Below are 17356 nucleotides of genomic sequence, written 5' to 3' on the forward strand. Positions count from 1 at the left end.
AAAAAGATTATTCTCAGTGAGGTATTATCTGTCACATATTAGTGTTAAAATTCATTTGATAAATGAGATGGATCATATCGATTTTCAAAGCAATATAAACAGATGTAACGCTTGGAATTCGATAAAATAGTATAGTTATTATGTATGTAATATTCAAATATAAATAAAAAGGATTAATAAATGATATGTTTCGAAAATTTATAAGTGTAATACCGACTGCTATTTGTGGCTTAGCATTGGGTATTTCAGCATTAAGTAATCTTTTGTACATTATGGATAGGAATGTTTTAGCTACAATATTTTTAATTATTAGTGTTATTGTGGTTGGATTATTTATACTAAAATGTATACAATTTCCTAGCATTGTATTGAAAGAATTATCTGACCGTAATATATGTGCGACTTTTCCCACGTTTACAATGACGTTTCTGACATTACTTTATATCTTATACCACCAACTGAATATTACCTGGGGAATCATAATTTGGTTGTGGTGGTTCGTTGTGATACTGCAGTTTGTTATTATTGGGTTATTTATTTATTACCATATTTATTTACATGAAAATGAACGTATCGTTCCGAGTACCAGTTGGTTTGTTACATTTGTGGGAATTGGCGTTATTTCAGAAACTGCTGAAGATTTTTCACCATTCTTTGGGGAATTGATCGTGTATATAGCGACGCTATGCTTTTTAGTATTAATATGTATCGTACTGTTTAAAAAGACATGGCGATTATATAACGAAAATCAATTTCCTATGACAATCATCATAGCAGCACCAGCTTCACTTTGTTTAAACGGTTATTTATTAAGTGTAGTACATACACAAATGTTTTACATTATAACGATGTTGATTATCTCTCAACTCATATTTATATACTCATTAACATTTATACCGAAATTATATAAATTGAATTTTAGATTTTCATTCTCAGCATTAACCTTCCCGTGGGTGACAACAGCGACATCACTCTATAACTTACTTGAAATTGAATCTTTACCTCATAAAGTACAAAGTGTGTTGTATTTTGTAATGATATTTGAAGTGATATTTGCAATCGTGACTGTGATTTACGTGATTTTAGGATATGCTTCATTTCTAAAGAAACGTACAATTGAAATAAAATAACCTAAATTAAAGAACGAACCTATCATCTAGTCAGCATAGTGGGAGTGGGTATACGAAATTAAATTTTGATTTCGTATACCCACTCCTTTTTAACTGCAATGAATTGAGTCGTTTTAACTGACGGATTTGCTTGCTTCAAATAGAGCATCTAGATGACTTGTAGTTAGTGCTGTATTTTGATTGAGTGCTTTAACATCGTTATAAAGTGCTTCAAGCTCTTTAAAAGAACCTTGTGTTTGATTGATGAGGCCAATGTTCATAACTGTTTTTAATACTATATTGGATAATCCTTTGAAATTTTTAAATATAACAGACTGTGCTTTTGGTTTTATAGTATGGCCTTTGTGTTCTAACAATTGATGTAGTTCAGTAAAAGCAGCTATCGTTTCTTTGGTTATCGTATGCGCACTAGTGTCTTGGTTTTGTTTTAGAATAAATAACATGTTTAAAGGTAAGACTAAAGCAGCGTGTGACATCAACCAATCTTCAAAGTTCTGCTCATAAGTTAGTTTGATTTTCGCATTTTTAAATATTGAATTTAGTTTGTCTGAGAACGTAATTTCTCCATGCATGTTTCCTACTTTGAGCTCTCCAGCATTAAATCTTAAAATATTAGTATGGCTTGCTTCTCTTGAACCACCAGTCATTAAAAAGCCGAAAGTGATATGCTTAAGGTGATTACTCTGTTGTGTCAATGTGCTTTGTAGTAATTTAGGATCCATGTTATTTCCAATGAAAATAATGTTTTCACTTTTGTTTTGAGCTAATGTTGGTACGACATTGTAAAAATCTGAATATTTCATAGTTACAAAAATAACGTCATATATATCATCTTTTGAAAGTGTGCTTGTCGTTGTTATATGTTCATTTGTCGTTTTTCTTTGCAATGAATGCTTAAGTTTCAAACCTTTTTGATTCAAGTGCTCTAAAGTTTTTCCACGTGCAAACATTGTAATGTCATTATCTTTGGTATTTAGTGCGTGAGCTAAAAATTGCCCCTGTACACCTGCACCATATATTAAAATTTTCATATCATTATCACTCCAATTTAGTTATTGAACAATTGTTTAATAACTTGAAGTTATCATCAATAAGATTTAAACTCAATGAACAATACAACCTTGTTGATGTTTAATGAACAAATATTGAAAATTGTTGATATTAAAAGGAGTTAAAATGGATAAACGAAAAGAAAAATCCCAAAAACTTATTATTCGTAGCTTTGTTGAACTGATTAGAGAAAAAGACTTTGATAAAATATCAATGAATGATATTGCTCAACATTCCAATATAAATAGAGGTACGATTTATTTGAATTTTATAGATAAGTACGACATTTTAGATCATGCAATTGATTATATTTTGGGCGCAGCAGTTGATAAATGCAATATTTATCTTGCAGAATCAGGAGATAATAAAGAAACGTTGCGTGAAGTCATGTACGTGATTGACGATCAGTACGATATTTTGAAAACTTTGGTTAAAAAGTCAGATCTTAATATGCTTAAGCAAACATTATCAAAGAAAATGCGCGACACCATAAATAAACAAAACAGTGAAATTACTGCCCAGTTTTTATCCTCTGCTGTAGTAGGCATTATTATATGGTGGATTGAAGAATCAAAACCATGTGATATAGATACTTTAGTAGGAGAGCTTTCCGGATTATTGGAGCCACATTTAAAGCACTTGTAGAGTTCGACTGAAGTGTTATCAATACATTAATTAGTAACCCCCCACTGATGCGCTAAAAATTACAAAAAAGGAATGTGAATAATGGAAGGTAATAATAATGATTATGAGAATTTGTTATTTTATTTTGCTTACAAAACGTTTATAAATACAGCAGATGAAATTATTGAAGCATATGGCTTAAATAGACAACATCATAGGTTCTTGTTTTTTATCGAAAAAGTACCTGGAATTACAATAAAAGATTTATTGAAAAGTTTAGAGATTTCTAAACAAGGCAGTCATGCAACGTTGAAAAAATTAAAAGATGAGGCATATATCACTGAACAACCCACTGAAGCGGATAAACGTATTAAAGCTTTGTACCCCACAGAAAAAGGAAAAAAATTAGTACAAGAACTTAATAAAACGCAAAATGATTTATTTCAAGATATACAGAAAAAAGTAGGCAATGATTGGTATGCGATAATGGAAGAATTTGCTTCTTATCGTACAGGATTCCAAGAAGTGAAATATTTAAAAGACGAGAATAAGAAAGACTAAATTATAAAAATCACTTTATGCCATTTAAATATTAAACATTTTCTAACCACAAATGGTGTAATTAACTTGTTGAATTACTATTATGAAATAAAGAAGAGGATGATTATATGGTTAAGATAGCAATTGCAGGGGCCGGAGCAATGGGTGGTCGTGTTGGAACGCAAATTGCCGAAGCAGGATATGATGTAACTTTAATAGATTATTGGACAGAACACATTACGAATATTCAGCAACATGGCTTGAATATACAAACAGAAAATGAAACATATCATATTAATATCAAAGCGCAGTTGCCAGAACAAATCGATGAACAATATGATTTGATTATCATTTTAACCAAAGCGATGGATTCAGAAGCAATGATCGAGGCGTTGAATGAAGCTAATGCGATTAAAGAAACGACGGCGGTATTAACAATGATGAATGGCTTAGGACATGAAGAACGTTTTGCCAAAATTATACCGAAATCACAAATATTTTTAGCAGTCACGATGTGGACAGCAGGATTAAGAGGCCCTGGACAAATACTATTAGAAGGTACAGGAACAATAGAACTGCAACGTGCAGACGGTGGCGAAGACTATCGTACAGAAGCGATAAATACAATTTTTAATAATGCAAAATTAAATTCTACGATCAGTGACAACGTCTTTGAATCTATATGGTCAAAAGCTACATTGAACAGTGTATTGAATCCATTATGTACGATTTTAGATAAAACAATAAACCAATTTTCACAATATGAACAAGCACGACAAATGGTTATTCCTATTATTGAAGAAATTGTAGCTGTAGCAAAAGCCCGTGGATTAGAACTCAATTTTGAAAATTTAATTAACAAAATTGAAGCTGCTTATCCAATTGAATCACAAGGCTTACATTATCCATCGATGCATCAAGATTTATATAAAGGGCGTCTAACAGAAATAGATTATTTAAATGGACAAATTGTTACATACGGTAAAGCCTGTGGTGTGGCGACGCCGAATAATGAAATGCTGACACATATGATTCATCAGTTAGAATTAACATATAAAAAATAGCGAAAAATAAAGTCAACATCATTGACCTTTCATCTTAATTAAGTTAAGTTTGTAGTGTAATAGAGATGGATAAAAAAGGGGAAATGATGAATGAAAAAACGTATAGGACAATATTTAATGGACTGTATCAGTGCTGTTGGCGTTGATAAAGTGTTTGGTGTGCCAGGTGACTTTAACCTTACTTTTCTAGATGATATTATTCGTCGTGATGACATAGAGTGGGTTGGTAACACAAATGAATTAAATGCTAGTTATGCGGCTGATGGCTATGCGCGCTTAAAAGGGATGAGCGCAATGGTAACAACATTTGGTGTAGGAGAACTCAGTGCTGTTAACGGTATTGCTGGCGCATATGCTGAACGTGTTCCGGTTATTCAAATTACCGGTGCGCCTACAAGAGCAGTAGAAAATGCAGGGAAATATGTCCATCATTCCTTAGGAGAAGGGAATTTTGATGACTATAGAAAAATGTATGAGCCGATTACAACGACACAAGCGTATCTTACGCCTGAAAATGCCCTAGTAGAAATACCTAGAGTAATTGAAGCAGCACTAACTGAAAAACGTCCAGTGCATATACATTTACCAATTGACGTAGCAAGCGTAGAAATTGAAGTAGACCAACCGTTTGAATTGCCGCAACATCAGGAGATGGATGTTGCTAAGTATGTGAACATGATTAAAGAAAAGTTACAAAGTGCAGATAAACCAGTCATAATTACCGGCCACGAGATTAATAGTTTTGATTTACATGAAAAGCTTGAGCAATTTGTGAATCAAACGCATATTCCTGTAGCACAACTATCACTAGGCAAAGGTGCTTTTAATGAGGAAAATCCATATTACATGGGTATTTATGATGGCTCATTAGCAGAAGAAGATATTAGAAATTACGTGGATCAAAGTGATGCAATTTTGAATATTGGAGCGAAATTAACAGATTCAGCAACTGCAGGATATTCATATCAATTTGATATTGATGATGTCGTTATGATTAATCATCGTCATTTCAAAATGAATGAAACGAAAGATATGGGAGTCGCACTGATCGATTTATTGGATGGCTTAAATACAATTAATTACGTTAATGACACAACGTTCCCTCAATTTCAACGTCCTGAGGAAAACCAATACGATTTGAATGGAGATCCTTTATCTCAAGCAACTTATTTTAAAATGATGCAAGATTTTATTAAGCAAGATGACGTGATATTAGCTGAACAAGGCACATCATTCTTTGGTGCTTATGATTTAGCGTTATATAGTAACAATACATTTATAGGACAGCCTTTATGGGGTTCAATCGGCTATACACTACCAGCGACACTGGGCACACAAATGGCAAATACACAGCGCAGAAATTTATTGTTAATTGGAGATGGATCTCTACAATTAACAGTACAAGAAATGTCTTCGATGATCAGAGCGCAAATCAAACCGATTATTTTTGTTATTAATAATGATGGTTATACAGTTGAACGTAAAATTCACGGAGAAAATGAGCCATACAATGATATTAAAATGTGGGATTATAAATTATTACCAACAGTCTTCGGTGGGAAAGATGAAGTCATCGTACACGATGTGACAACAAGTGAGACACTACAAAATACATTCTTCGAAATAGAGGCACAACCAGACATGATGCACCTAGTTGAAGTGAAGATGGCAGTACATGATGCACCACATAAATTAAATGCAATTGGCCAAGCATTTGCCAAACAAAATGGTTAAATTCACATAAAACCTAACAAGAAAGCATTGGACATGATACGGTCCAATGCTTTTTACATATTTTGAGATATTAATTCATTTTTACAAAGCAATCACGTGATATAAAAAAGACAAACAAAGCTGTTTTATCTGCTCAGTTTGTCAGTATTTTAAATTAATCTTTTTCTATTGCTTTATAATCTACTTGATCATAGTTTGTTTCAAGCTTACGTAACTCGTCACGGGTTTCTTTTTTTAACCCTTCGCCGTAGTCCATCATTTTAACGATATCTTTAAAAGCTGCGTATGGAATCGCGAGTTCATCAATATCGTCGATTGTTACATGTAAATCAATATCCTCTGGACGATCTTCTTGTAATTTTAAGACAAAATCTGGCTCTGTCACAAATGGAGACGACATCCCTACCATATCTGCATGTTGTAAGGCATCGAGCGCACTTTCAGGTGAATTAATACCACCACTAGCAATGACAGGAATTCTACCATCAAGGTAATCATGGACGACAGCATTGACATATTGTCCTGTGTGCTTGCCGTCAGAACGGACTTTATTTTGATAAATTTGACGTCCCCAACTTGCGATTGCTAAATATTGCACATTCGCTGTATCTAATACCCACTCTAGATGTTCGTTGAATTCGTCTATTGTATAACCGACATCACTACCTCGTGTTTCCTCAGGTGTAGCGCGATAGCCTAAAATAAATTGTGGTGGTGCTTCTTTATCAATGACATCTTGTACAGCAGCTAGTATTTCCAACCCGATACGTGCACGATTTTCCAAATTTTGATTTCCATATTGATCTGTTCGTTGGTTAGAAAAAGTAGAGAAAAATGTTTGTATAAGTAAGCGTTGGGCAGCTGAAACTTCTACACCATCAAAGCCAGCTTGTATAGCACGAGAAGTTGCCTCGGCATATTGACGCGTTACAGAGGTAATTTTATCTACAGACATAGCTAGAACGTCATGTTGAATAGGGACATTTAAAGACATAGGGCTTGGGCCATAAACTTGTCCATAATTTAAGATGGCTTGATTTGAAAATCGGCCTGCATGTGTCAGTTGTAAAATGGCTTTATTGCCATTTTTTTTCATTGCAGTTGCTAATTTTTTCAAACCAGGTATACAACTGTCATCAGTGATGCTAAAACCATATTCAAATAATTGACCATAAGGTTCAATATAGGCTGCACCTGTTACTTGTAGGGGCGCAGCGTGTGCCCGACGTTGTGCATAAAGTAGGTCTTGCTCGGTAATATGACCGTCTTGTGTTGAGGAATTCGTAGTCATAGGTGATAGCACAAAACGGTTATTGAAGACGACGCCATTGGGTAATGTTAATGGTTCGAATAATGCTTGATAATGAGTTTTCATAACTATAACCTCTATCTTCGTTGTAATATGTAATTTCAAATTAACACTAATAGGATATAGTGGTCAATTAAATAAAAATTATGGTGATTTTTTCAAGCAAAATGTAACAAAAATTTTCTATATCAGTTATCCTAGAGAGTGAGGGTAATTTAAAATGGGGAACATGTTTTGCAGTAACGTGTGCAAAGCTTTGTACATGGAATTTAGCATAACGGAGTTACGATATACACTCAAGCGAAAGTGCTTACATGATAAGCCCAAATAAAGTATATAAGGTCAGTACCGGTGGAGGTGGTCACACACGTGGTTCAATTGAATATTTTAGACTATGCTGTGATAGATGAAGGCAAGTCAGCACAAGATGCCTTACAAGACACAGTACGCTTAGCACAATTAGCAGACAATCTTGGTTATAAGCGCTTTTGGATGACGGAACATCATAATGTACCAGCATTTGCATGTAGCAGCCCAGAATTATTGATGATGCAATTACTGGCAAAGACGAAGCAAATTCGACTCGGTTCAGGTGGAGTAATGTTACCGCATTACAGCCCGTTTAAAGTGGCAGAAAATTTTCGATTATTAGAAGCATTTTACCCAGGCCGTGTAGACTTAGGTATCGGTAATAATTCTGGTACACCCAGTGTAAAACAAGCTATGAATGAAACGAAAACACATTTCTTAGACTACGAGCAGTCTATTACGGATGTGCGACACTATCTAACGGAGCATGAACCAGAGCAACGTTTTAAACAAGTATTCGCACAACCTCGTGTGACGACGATGCCTCAAATGTGGCTGTTAAGTACGAGTGTATCATCAGCACAAATGGCAGGACGTCAAGGCATAGGCTACACACTAGGGACTTTTTTATTACCTAATGAAAAAGCAATTAAAAAAGCTGAAAGTAGTGTGCAAGCTTATAGAGAAGCCTTTAAACCTACGGCATTAAATATGAAGCCTACTGTTATGCTCACTACATTTGTTGCAGTTGCTGATACAGCATCAGAAGCCGAAGCACTGGCACAAGCGTTAGACGTATGGCTATTAGGTAAACAACAATTTGCCGAATTTGAGCACCTGCCTTCTATCGAAACTGCAAGATTGTATCAACGTTCTGAAAGAGATGAACGTTTGATTACTCAAAGCCGTGCTCGTATAATTGTAGGTACAAAAGAAAGTGCAAAAAAACAAATAGACACAATGATTCAAACATTTAATGCTGACGAAGTGATGGTTGTACCCTTGATTCCAGACATAGCGCAACGCTGTCGTACAATCGAATTACTCGCGCAAATATATTTATAACAAGTTGGAGAAAGGAAGATATTTTATGAAAAAATTAGCGAATTATTTATGGGTAGAAAAAGTTGGAGAACAGTATGTATACAGTATGACACCTGAATTACAAGATGATGTAGGAACAGTAGGTTATGTTGAATTTATGGGTGGAGACGATATTAAAGTGGACGACGAAATCGTTAGTATTGAAGCTTCTAAAACAGTATTAGACGTTCAATCACCATTAGCAGGTAAAATTGTTGCACGTAATACAAAAGCTGAAGATGAACCAACACTTTTAAATTCTGAAAAAGCTGAAGAAAATTGGTTGGTTAAATTAGAAAATGTTGACGAAGCAGCATTTAATGCACTTCCTGAGGCATAAAATATGCAACAAACAGAACGTTTGGCGTATTTGATTGAGTATTTGTGGCAAGAGACACATGACGGTGCCATTGCAGACTTACCTGATACGGAAGCAGAACGTTTCGAAATGTTTCGAAGGTTAGTAAATGTAAGGCCAGCAACACCGATTGCAGCAGATTTTATTGAGATGCAGGATGTATTTTTAAAAAATTACAATGCGCAACAAGTTACGTCTCTAACATCATTAACCCCATATCTCAATGACGATATATATTTATGGCAAGGTGATATCACGCAGCTTGAGGTAGACGCCATTGTAAATGCGGCTAACAGTAAGCTGTTAGGCTGTTTTGAGCCGAATCATAACTGTATCGATAATATCATCCATACTAAAGCAGGCGTCCAGTTACGTTTAGCTTGTGCAGATTTAATAGATAAACAAGGTAGACGTGAAGGTGTTGGTAAAGCAAAAATCACCCCTGGTTATAACTTGCCTGCTCAATATGTCATTCATACAGTGGGACCACAAATTCGTAAGACACCGGTGTCACAAATGAACCGTGATTTACTTGCGCGCTCGTATCGAAGTTGTCTCGAACTTGCGGATCAGCAAAACTTATCAAGTATTGCTTTTTGTTGTATTTCAACAGGCGTATTTGGTTTCCCTCAAGATGAGGCAACACAGATAGCAATTTCGACTGTAATGCATTATAAACAAGAACATCATTCTGATATAAGTGTGATTTTCAATGTATTTACAGATAAAGATGCTGCATTGTATAAGGAAGGACTGAAACATTATGACTGAATCAACTTGGGATGTCTTAACTACAAATTATGATCGACAATCCGATATATTAGCAGATGCTTTAAATGAAGCGGAAGCAGTTGTAGTTGGGATAGGCGCCGGTATGTCAGCATCAGACGGGTTTACGTATATAGGTGAGCGTTTCACACAAAATTTCCCAGATTTTATTAAAAAATACGGTTTCTTTGATATGTTACAAGCAAGTCTTCATACATTCGAAAGTTGGCAGGAGTATTGGGCATTTCAAAGTCGATTTGTTGCGCTGAATTATTTAGACCAACCTGTAGGCGCATCTTATACTGCGCTTAATCAAATTTTAAGTCATAAAGATTATCATATCATCACGACGAATGCAGATAATGCATTTGCAGTGGCAGATTTTGATTTGGATAAAGTTTTTCATATTCAAGGAGAGTACATCTTGTGGCAATGTAGTCAACATTGTCATGCGCAGACTTATCGTGATGATGCTGCAATACGTCAAATGATTGCAGAACAAGAGCATATGGAAGTGCCACGAGAACTCTTGCCGCATTGCCCTAAATGTGATGCGCCGATGGAAATTAATAAGCGAAAAGCACAGGTTGGTATGGTAGAGGATGCAGATTTTCATGCGCAGTTATCTCGCTACAATCAGTTCCTTGAGGCACATAAAGAAGATAAAGTATTATATCTAGAAATAGGTATCGGTTATACGACACCACAATATGTGAAACAACCTTTTCAACGCATGACACGACATAATCCAAATGCCTTATTTATGACAATGAATAAGAAAGCATATCGTATTCCAGAGAATATTCGAGATAGAACAATACATCTAACTGAAGATATTTCAACACTCATGATAGAAGCCAACAAAAAATTAACTATATAGGAGAACAATATGTATTTAATTGAACCTATTCGCAATGGCGAATATATAACAGATGGTGCAGTTGCATTAGCGATGCAAATTCACGTTAGCCAAAATATATTTTTAAATGAGGATATCTTATTTCCGTATATCTGTGATCCAAAAGTGGAGATAGGTCGTTTTCAAAATACTGCGGTAGAAATTAACCAAGATTATTTAGACGAACATGGTATTCAAGTCGTTCGTCGTGATACAGGTGGTGGCGCAGTTTATGTAGACAGTGGTGCAGTGAATATGTGTTGTATTTTAGAAAAAGACGATACAATTTATGGTAATTTCAAACGCTTTTACGAACCAGGTATACAGGCTTTACATCAACTGGGTGCAACAGAAGTTGTGCAAAGTGGACGTAATGATTTAGCCATTCACGATAAAAAAGTATCTGGGGCGGCAATGACTTTGATTAAGGGACGTATCTATGGTGGCTATTCTTTATTATTGGATGTAGATTATGAACCTATGGTTAAAGTATTGAAGCCGAATCGTAAAAAGATAGAATCTAAAGGTATTAAATCTGTAAGATCACGTGTAGGCAATATTCGTGAATATTTGGCACCAGAATATCAAAATGTAACGATCCATGAATTTAAAGATTTGATGGTTAAAGAGATTTTAGGCATTGATGATATGAATGACGCAAAGCGTTATGAATTAACTGATGCTGATTGGGAAGCCGTTGATGAAATGCTAGCCTCAAAATATAAAAATTGGGAATGGAATTTTGGTGGTTCTCCACGCTATGAATATAATAGAGACGCGAGATTAGCGGCAGGCACGATTGATATCTCTCTTTCTGTAGAAAAAGGACGTATTTCAGCATGTCGTATTTATGGAGATTTCTTTGGTCAAGGCGACATTAAAGATGTTGAAGAACAACTCAAAGACGTACGTGTAGTCAAAGAGGATTTGTTAAAAGCTTTAAGTGAAATAGACATTACATATTATTTCGGTAAAGCCACTGCAGAAGAATTAGTAGATGTAATATTAAGTTAATGAACATTGATTATCAAGGCTGGGACATAAATACATGTCTCAGCTTTAATTATTATATACAAGTTGGTCATCATGCCATTTACTGATTTTACAAATGAATGTATTAAAAAGGAAAAGCAGTTTATTATGTTTTCTTTGATTTGAAAAATAGCTTAAGGGTAAAAGATGAAGAGATTCGAAATACAATTAGCTTTTACTTAAGGAGGTTGTAGCATGGATAAGCAACATATTAAAGAAGCGCTAGATAAGCATTCAGAAATAATTATCGAAACTATAGAACATGACCGCATTACTGTAAAGAAAATTGAAGATAACGACGATGCACAGTATTTACATGTATTGGAGCCTAAAGACCAAAAAGTAGAAATTGCTAAAATTACAGATCTCCAAGAAAATAACTTTAATCAATTATAATCAATATGTATAAAAGATATAATGTACCCCGCATCCTAATTAAAAGAATGCGGGGTACATTGATTTAGCTAATTAATTTAAATTTAGAGTACGTTTGCTGCGCGTTGATCTGTAACAATGAGTAGTACATTACCCTGATCCATAAGTTCTTCGTAATCTTGTGCATCACTTTCAGAAACGCCAAGAATTTGTAACTTATCTCTTAGTTGATCACCTTGTTTTGGTTCTTTTTCGCCAACATTGGAACGATTGTAATCAATGCCAGAGACTTCTGTATTTTTCACGATACGTGCTGTATGATCGGCATCATGAGATAGAACATAAATGTCTTTTGCATTAATTTTTTGATCTTTCAATGTGTTGATATTAATTTCAATATCTTCGTCATTTGAATAAGCTTTAACAATTGGTGTCATATACATACTCCTTTAATAATTGAATTATTTTATAATGCCACTATTTGTTTTTTCATTTTCATCGACCGTTTTAAGACGTTCATAACGATCATGTGCGATATAAAATTTAGTGTGTTTAAGAGAAAAGTCATATAGTTCTTCTCTTTTAATACCTTCAGGCATTTCAAATTCTGTCACGACTTTTTCTTCACTTTGATTTTCTACTTGTACGACTTGTTCAGGTTCAACATCTAATGTTTCTTTAGGATAAACCAAAGCAATTGTTGTTTTACTTTCTTTAACATCTTCTAAATTTTCTATTTGAAAAGCTTCGTTAATATAGTTTTCTACTCTTTTTTCGCGTTTACGTTTTCTTTTATTAACTGCAGCTTCCTTTTTATAATTTTTTCGGAAAATGAAATAGATAATTAAAACGATTACTATAAATATTAAAAAATAAAATATGGACACAAAAATGCCTCCTTTATTTAAAGAATATAAAATGATTTTATGTTATACCTTTATACTAATTGTATACCACTAGTGAGATTTTCAAAACAAAATACGAATTGTATCAAGGCTGTAGTTTTTGAATTGCATGATGAATTCAAATATAATGGTATATTGAATGGATTTTAAAATAGCTATCAATAATTTAATATTGCACCAAGTGATAATACATCATCATTTAGATTAAGTGAGAAGGAGAGACAAACATGAAATTAGGTATCGTAGGGGCGGGCAAGATTGTCAAAGAAGCATTACCAGTGATGGAAGAAATTTCAGACATTGAGTTTCATAGCATTGTTTCAACAGGAAGAAATCCAGAAAATGTAGAAAGTTTACAAAAACAATTTAATATTAAAACAATTTTTACAGACTATAATCAGTTTCTTCAAGATGAAGATATGGATACGATTTATTTAGCTGTACCAAATCATCTGCACTTTGATTATGCACGCAAAGCAATTGAGCAACAGAAGCATGTAATATGTGAAAAACCATTTACTTTAACTAAAGAAGAATTAACAACATTAAAAGCATTGGCTGAAGCGCATAACGTTATTATTATCGAAGCTATTACTAACCTTTATTTGAGTAATTATGATGTATTGAAACAATCTGTGAGTGAAATAGGGACTTGTAAAATAGCCCAATTTAATTATTCACAGTACTCTTCAAGATATGATAATTTCAAAAAAGGCATCATTCAACCTGCTTTCGATCCTGAGAAGGGTGGAGGCGCACTCATGGATATCAATGTATACAATATCCATTTAGCAGTTGGGCTCTTCGGTATGCCTAAAGGTGTTGCTTATTTTGCTAACGTTAAAAACGATATTGATACATCTGGTATCTTAAATCTTGATTATGATGAAATGAAAGTTGTTTGTATTGGTGCAAAAGACTCTAGTTCTGACAATCAGTCGTACATACAAGGTGAAAATGCAACAATTCATATTAAAGGTCCAACAAATGAACTAAAAGCGTTTGATCTAACATTTAACCAAGGTGGTACGCAATCATATCAAGTTAATCAACAAAAACATCGTATGTACGAAGAATTTGTGAAGATGGTTCAGATTATTAATGATAAAAACTTCGATTTAGCAGAAGAAAAATTAGAACATAGTATTCAAGTTGTTGAAGTACTTGAACTTGCATTAGATAGTGCAAATATTAAAGTAGGTCCTTCTCTAAAATAATTTAAGCAATAAAAAATCCAGTACTTCACTTAAGTGTGAGTGCTGGATTTTATGCTGTCTCTTGAGTTTTTAATTTTGAAGCAGTCTTTTGTGCACGCTTTCCGCGGGCACAGCCTCAGCCTGTAGTCTTTGGCTCGTGCTAGGTTATTTTATTCGTCTATTTTAATGTGGTTATAAACTTCATGCTGTATTTCATTGTAAACAGTTGAGAAAGACTTGCCAGATTGAATTGCTGCATTTTTTACATCTTCAAATTCTGGTTTCGCTTTGATAATTTTATTATGCATCATGCCTATTTTCACTAATATAGCACCATACTTTGTGTGAATTGTTTGAAACTGGCGATGGAGAATTTTGCGATTGACTGCATAACTTCTTACACCTAAAGAGGTTGTATTTTTAAGTATATAGTCTTCAAAGTATTGTGCGTCGTCAATTTTACTAATCACTGTAAGTTGTGTGGCGGGCCTACTTTTCTTCATCGTAATTGGAGTAAAGTAAGCATCTAACGCACCGTCATCCAGTACTTGTTCTATAAAGAAACCAAGCATCTCTGGTGTCATATCATCAATCTGGCACACTATCACTTGGACTTGTGTCGGCGTGTTTTCTTTTACTGTATATTGAATTGTTCGTAAAACATTGGGAAAATCGAAATCTTTTGTGCCACAACCATAACCGATTTGCTCCATGGTTACTGCAGGTAAAGGGCCGATTTCCGAAACCAATGCTTTAATAAAACCAGCGCCAGTCGGTGTTGTCAATTCACTGTTAACATCAAATGAAGCAAGCGGGATGCCTTTGAGTATTTCAGCAGTAGCTGGGGCAGGCACTGGATAGACACCGTGTGCGATATTGATTTTCCCGTTACCAGTTGGAATAGGCGAGGCATAGAGTTCATCTATAGCTAAATCTTCTAGTGCAAGACATCCGCCAATAATATCAATGATAGAGTCCATAGCACCAACTTCATGAAAGTGAACATCTTCAACAGACATACCGTGAATTTTAGCTTCTGCGTGTGCGATCACGTCAAATACCCTGAGGCTTCGATCCTTTACTCTGCTTGGCAAGCTACTCTCTTTGATCATCTTAAAGATATCTGATGCTTTTCTATGATGGTGCGCTTCTTCGAAATCAATGTTAAGTGACATGGCTTGAATGCCTTGTTTGTTTTGAGTTGAGAAGTCGAGTTTGAAATGATTGAGCGGTAATGTTTTTAATTGTGATTCAATAAAGGTGACATCCGCACCTAAATCTACAAGTGAAGACAATAACATATCTCCAGCAATACCAGCGTGACAATCAAGATAAATCGCTTTGGACATAATGTTTCACTCCGTTCTAAGCATTTTCAATCATTTTTATAATCATTGCGGCATTATAGCCACCGCCAAATCCATTATCAATGTTGAGCACACTCGTACCAGGTGCACAAGAATTAACCATAGATAATAGTGTGGTAACGCCATCTAAATTGGCGCCGTAACCAACGCTCGTAGGTATTGAAAAGACTGGGTGATCAACTAAACCGGCAACAACACTAGATAGCGCGCCCTCCATACCAGCGATAACTACGGACACCTTACTTTGACGAATTGTTTCGATATGTGCAAAAAGACGATGGATGCCTGAAACACCTACGTCATAAAAACGTTGTACTGAAATACCCATAACTTCAGCTGTAATAGCCGCTTCTTCGGCTACTGGTAGATCAGACGTACCGGCGCAAATAATCGCTGCAAAATGTTCCGTTTTATTAATTTTATTAACAGGTGTACAAACGATACGTGCTGTCTCATGGTATTCAAGTTGTGGATATTTAGCGATGATATCATCTGCTTTAATTTGATCAATTCTAGTAATTAAAATGACTTCATCATGCTTTATTAATGTGTGTACGATTTCGTCTAATTGCGTTACAGTTTTTCCTTCCCCAAATATAACTTCTGGAAAGCCTTGTCGTTTTGTTCTGTGTAAATCAATTTTTGCAAAACCTAATTCATCATAATGACTCAATTTATCTTTTGCTTCTGTAATGGAAAGCGCATTCTCTTTTACCGCTAGAAGTAATGACTCTATTGGGTCTTGGTTTTCAGTCATAGTTATGCCACCTTTATTTTGTTAAATCTCATCTTGTGTATTGATGACTTCATTCATGCTGCCTGTACGATAGCCCTCTAAATCAATAGTTACATAATCAAAACCAAGTTCTTTCAAGCGAAGTGTGATTTGATTTTTATATTGAAGCACTGCAGGGATAGCTGTGTCGTCTACTTCTATTCTTGCGATATTATTATGATAGCGTACTCTGACATGATTAATGTTTAAGCTTAAAATGAATTTTTCAGCTTCATTTACTTTGTTAACCTTTGTGAAATTTAAAGGTTCACCATAAGGAATTCGAGATGCCAAGCTACATAATGCAGGCTTATTCCATACAGGTAGATCATTGGATTTACTTAGTTCTCTAATTTCAGATTTATACAATTCAACTTCTTGTAGCACACTTCTAACACCGAATTCAGTTCTTGCTTTGAGCCCAGGTCTGAAGTCATCTAAATCATCCATAATCATGCCATCGAGAACATAGTCGAAATTGTAGTTTACTCTTAAGTCTTCAAGTTTTGAATATAATAAGCGTTTACTGTAATACCAACTGCTTGGTGTGTTTTCAACTATATTTGGATCTTTTAATTCTTCAATTTCAGTTTCTATCACATTGGCATTTAGTGATTCAGCTAAACGAAGGGCTTGGTCAAATTCTTCATTTCTAAATAATTCGGATTTTACAATAACTGCTTTTACATTGTCAGTGCCGAGTACATCGATAGCTTTCTTTAATACAAAGCTACTATCTACACCTCCTGAAAAAGCGACGATTACACGATTCATATTTTTTAATACACGTTCTAATTGTTGTTCTTTAGTTAATACTTCAGTTAACATAATGATTCCTC

The 17356-nt window shown here is 34.7% G+C and carries 19 protein-coding genes; 12 read left to right on the forward strand and 7 right to left on the reverse strand.

Translation table 11 applies throughout. The features are described from left to right. The first annotated feature begins 185 nt into the window (after positions 1-185). Entirely contained in the window at positions 186-1130 is a 945-nt protein-coding gene (locus AAA453_RS02445; RefSeq protein ID WP_427706019.1) for a TDT family transporter, read from the forward strand. Positions 1131-1243: 113 nt separating this feature from the next. Here the strand turns inward: AAA453_RS02445 and AAA453_RS02450 are convergent, their stop codons facing one another. Next, positions 1244-2161 (reverse strand): ketopantoate reductase family protein, encoded by a 918-nt coding sequence (locus tag AAA453_RS02450; protein WP_427706021.1) that lies wholly within the window; start codon positions 2159-2161, stop codon positions 1244-1246. A 145-nt stretch (positions 2162-2306) separates the two neighbouring features. On the opposite strand from AAA453_RS02450, the gene AAA453_RS02455 reads away from it, so the two are divergent. From AAA453_RS02455 to AAA453_RS02470, 4 genes are all read left to right on the forward strand, one after another. Then, positions 2307-2825 carry a TetR/AcrR family transcriptional regulator gene (locus tag AAA453_RS02455; protein WP_427706023.1) on the forward strand — a complete coding sequence of 173 codons (519 nt, stop codon included), beginning with the start codon at positions 2307-2309 and terminating at the stop codon, positions 2823-2825. A gap of 81 nt (positions 2826-2906) precedes the next feature. Continuing rightward, positions 2907-3365 (forward strand): MarR family winged helix-turn-helix transcriptional regulator, encoded by a 459-nt coding sequence (locus tag AAA453_RS02460; RefSeq protein WP_069816508.1) that lies wholly within the window; start codon positions 2907-2909, stop codon positions 3363-3365. 107 nt (positions 3366-3472) lie between these two features. Beyond that, complete coding sequence (locus tag AAA453_RS02465; RefSeq protein ID WP_427706025.1) at positions 3473-4408, forward strand: ketopantoate reductase family protein; 936 nt, start codon at positions 3473-3475, stop codon at positions 4406-4408. Positions 4409-4498: 90 nt separating this feature from the next. Then, the gene (locus tag AAA453_RS02470; protein ID WP_069833082.1) at positions 4499-6142 is read left to right on the forward strand and encodes an alpha-keto acid decarboxylase family protein; all 1644 of its coding nucleotides are present in this window, start codon (positions 4499-4501) and stop codon (positions 6140-6142) included. 154 nt (positions 6143-6296) lie between these two features. On the opposite strand, the gene AAA453_RS02475 is transcribed toward AAA453_RS02470, so the two are convergent. Next, on the reverse strand, positions 6297-7517 hold the full coding sequence (locus AAA453_RS02475; protein ID WP_427706027.1) for an NADH-dependent flavin oxidoreductase: 1221 nt from the start codon (positions 7515-7517) through the stop codon (positions 6297-6299). 303 nt (positions 7518-7820) lie between these two features. On the opposite strand from AAA453_RS02475, the gene AAA453_RS02480 reads away from it, so the two are divergent. From AAA453_RS02480 to AAA453_RS02505, 6 genes are all read left to right on the forward strand, one after another. Then, positions 7821-8825, forward strand: a complete 1005-nt coding sequence (locus tag AAA453_RS02480) for an LLM class flavin-dependent oxidoreductase (RefSeq protein WP_069816515.1) — start codon at positions 7821-7823, stop codon at positions 8823-8825. A gap of 25 nt (positions 8826-8850) precedes the next feature. Then, entirely contained in the window at positions 8851-9183 is a 333-nt protein-coding gene (locus AAA453_RS02485) for a glycine cleavage system protein H (RefSeq protein WP_002506490.1), read from the forward strand. Between the two features lie 3 nt (positions 9184-9186). Then, entirely contained in the window at positions 9187-9972 is a 786-nt protein-coding gene (locus AAA453_RS02490) for a protein-ADP-ribose hydrolase (RefSeq protein ID WP_427706029.1), read from the forward strand. Further along, positions 9965-10849, forward strand: a complete 885-nt coding sequence (locus AAA453_RS02495; RefSeq protein ID WP_069816520.1) for an SIR2 family NAD-dependent protein deacylase — start codon at positions 9965-9967, stop codon at positions 10847-10849. The genes AAA453_RS02490 and AAA453_RS02495 overlap by 8 nt, the downstream gene beginning before the upstream one ends. A 9-nt stretch (positions 10850-10858) precedes the next feature. Continuing rightward, positions 10859-11881 (forward strand): lipoate--protein ligase, encoded by a 1023-nt coding sequence (locus AAA453_RS02500; protein WP_427706031.1) that lies wholly within the window; start codon positions 10859-10861, stop codon positions 11879-11881. A 213-nt stretch (positions 11882-12094) separates the two neighbouring features. Further along, complete coding sequence (locus tag AAA453_RS02505) at positions 12095-12295, forward strand: hypothetical protein (protein WP_069816524.1); 201 nt, start codon at positions 12095-12097, stop codon at positions 12293-12295. Positions 12296-12378: 83 nt separating this feature from the next. On the opposite strand, the gene AAA453_RS02510 is transcribed toward AAA453_RS02505, so the two are convergent. Both AAA453_RS02510 and AAA453_RS02515 read right to left on the reverse strand, forming a co-directional pair. After that, entirely contained in the window at positions 12379-12711 is a 333-nt protein-coding gene (locus tag AAA453_RS02510; RefSeq protein WP_427706033.1) for a general stress protein, read from the reverse strand. A 24-nt stretch (positions 12712-12735) separates the two neighbouring features. Then, positions 12736-13161 carry a hypothetical protein gene (locus tag AAA453_RS02515; protein ID WP_069816528.1) on the reverse strand — a complete coding sequence of 142 codons (426 nt, stop codon included), beginning with the start codon at positions 13159-13161 and terminating at the stop codon, positions 12736-12738. A 245-nt stretch (positions 13162-13406) separates the two neighbouring features. Between AAA453_RS02515 and AAA453_RS02520 the strand changes: the two genes are divergently transcribed. Continuing rightward, positions 13407-14396 (forward strand): Gfo/Idh/MocA family protein, encoded by a 990-nt coding sequence (locus AAA453_RS02520; RefSeq protein WP_427706035.1) that lies wholly within the window; start codon positions 13407-13409, stop codon positions 14394-14396. Between the two features lie 149 nt (positions 14397-14545). Here AAA453_RS02520 and larC read toward each other — a convergent pair whose 3' ends face one another. From larC to larE, 3 genes are read right to left on the reverse strand one after another with little or no spacing between them, the layout of a single operon-like run. Then, entirely contained in the window at positions 14546-15724 is a 1179-nt protein-coding gene (gene larC, locus AAA453_RS02525) for a nickel pincer cofactor biosynthesis protein LarC (protein ID WP_069816532.1), read from the reverse strand. Positions 15725-15740: 16 nt separating this feature from the next. Continuing rightward, positions 15741-16499, reverse strand: a complete 759-nt coding sequence (gene larB, locus AAA453_RS02530) for a nickel pincer cofactor biosynthesis protein LarB (RefSeq protein WP_069816534.1) — start codon at positions 16497-16499, stop codon at positions 15741-15743. Between the two features lie 21 nt (positions 16500-16520). Next, on the reverse strand, positions 16521-17345 hold the full coding sequence (gene larE, locus AAA453_RS02535) for an ATP-dependent sacrificial sulfur transferase LarE (RefSeq protein ID WP_427706037.1): 825 nt from the start codon (positions 17343-17345) through the stop codon (positions 16521-16523). Between the last annotated feature and the right edge of the window lie 11 nt (positions 17346-17356).

The organism is Staphylococcus parequorum, assembly GCF_039237145.1.
Classification (GTDB): Bacteria; Bacillota; Bacilli; order Staphylococcales; family Staphylococcaceae; genus Staphylococcus; species Staphylococcus equorum_A.

Coding starts and splice junctions, on each gene's coding strand:
- AAA453_RS02445 (WP_427706019.1), top strand. CDS start 186: ATGTTTCGAAAATTTATAAGTGTAATACCGACTGCTATTTGTGGCTTA.
- AAA453_RS02450 (WP_427706021.1), bottom strand. CDS start 2,161: ATGAAAATTTTAATATATGGTGCAGGTGTACAGGGGCAATTTTTAGCT.
- AAA453_RS02455 (WP_427706023.1), top strand. CDS start 2,307: ATGGATAAACGAAAAGAAAAATCCCAAAAACTTATTATTCGTAGCTTT.
- AAA453_RS02460 (WP_069816508.1), top strand. CDS start 2,907: ATGGAAGGTAATAATAATGATTATGAGAATTTGTTATTTTATTTTGCT.
- AAA453_RS02465 (WP_427706025.1), top strand. CDS start 3,473: ATGGTTAAGATAGCAATTGCAGGGGCCGGAGCAATGGGTGGTCGTGTT.
- AAA453_RS02470 (WP_069833082.1), top strand. CDS start 4,499: ATGAAAAAACGTATAGGACAATATTTAATGGACTGTATCAGTGCTGTT.
- AAA453_RS02475 (WP_427706027.1), bottom strand. CDS start 7,517: ATGAAAACTCATTATCAAGCATTATTCGAACCATTAACATTACCCAAT.
- AAA453_RS02485 (WP_002506490.1), top strand. CDS start 8,851: ATGAAAAAATTAGCGAATTATTTATGGGTAGAAAAAGTTGGAGAACAG.
- AAA453_RS02490 (WP_427706029.1), top strand. CDS start 9,187: ATGCAACAAACAGAACGTTTGGCGTATTTGATTGAGTATTTGTGGCAA.
- AAA453_RS02495 (WP_069816520.1), top strand. CDS start 9,965: ATGACTGAATCAACTTGGGATGTCTTAACTACAAATTATGATCGACAA.
- AAA453_RS02500 (WP_427706031.1), top strand. CDS start 10,859: ATGTATTTAATTGAACCTATTCGCAATGGCGAATATATAACAGATGGT.
- AAA453_RS02505 (WP_069816524.1), top strand. CDS start 12,095: ATGGATAAGCAACATATTAAAGAAGCGCTAGATAAGCATTCAGAAATA.
- AAA453_RS02510 (WP_427706033.1), bottom strand. CDS start 12,711: ATGACACCAATTGTTAAAGCTTATTCAAATGACGAAGATATTGAAATT.
- AAA453_RS02520 (WP_427706035.1), top strand. CDS start 13,407: ATGAAATTAGGTATCGTAGGGGCGGGCAAGATTGTCAAAGAAGCATTA.
- larC (WP_069816532.1), bottom strand. CDS start 15,724: ATGTCCAAAGCGATTTATCTTGATTGTCACGCTGGTATTGCTGGAGAT.
- larB (WP_069816534.1), bottom strand. CDS start 16,499: ATGACTGAAAACCAAGACCCAATAGAGTCATTACTTCTAGCGGTAAAA.
- larE (WP_427706037.1), bottom strand. CDS start 17,345: ATGTTAACTGAAGTATTAACTAAAGAACAACAATTAGAACGTGTATTA.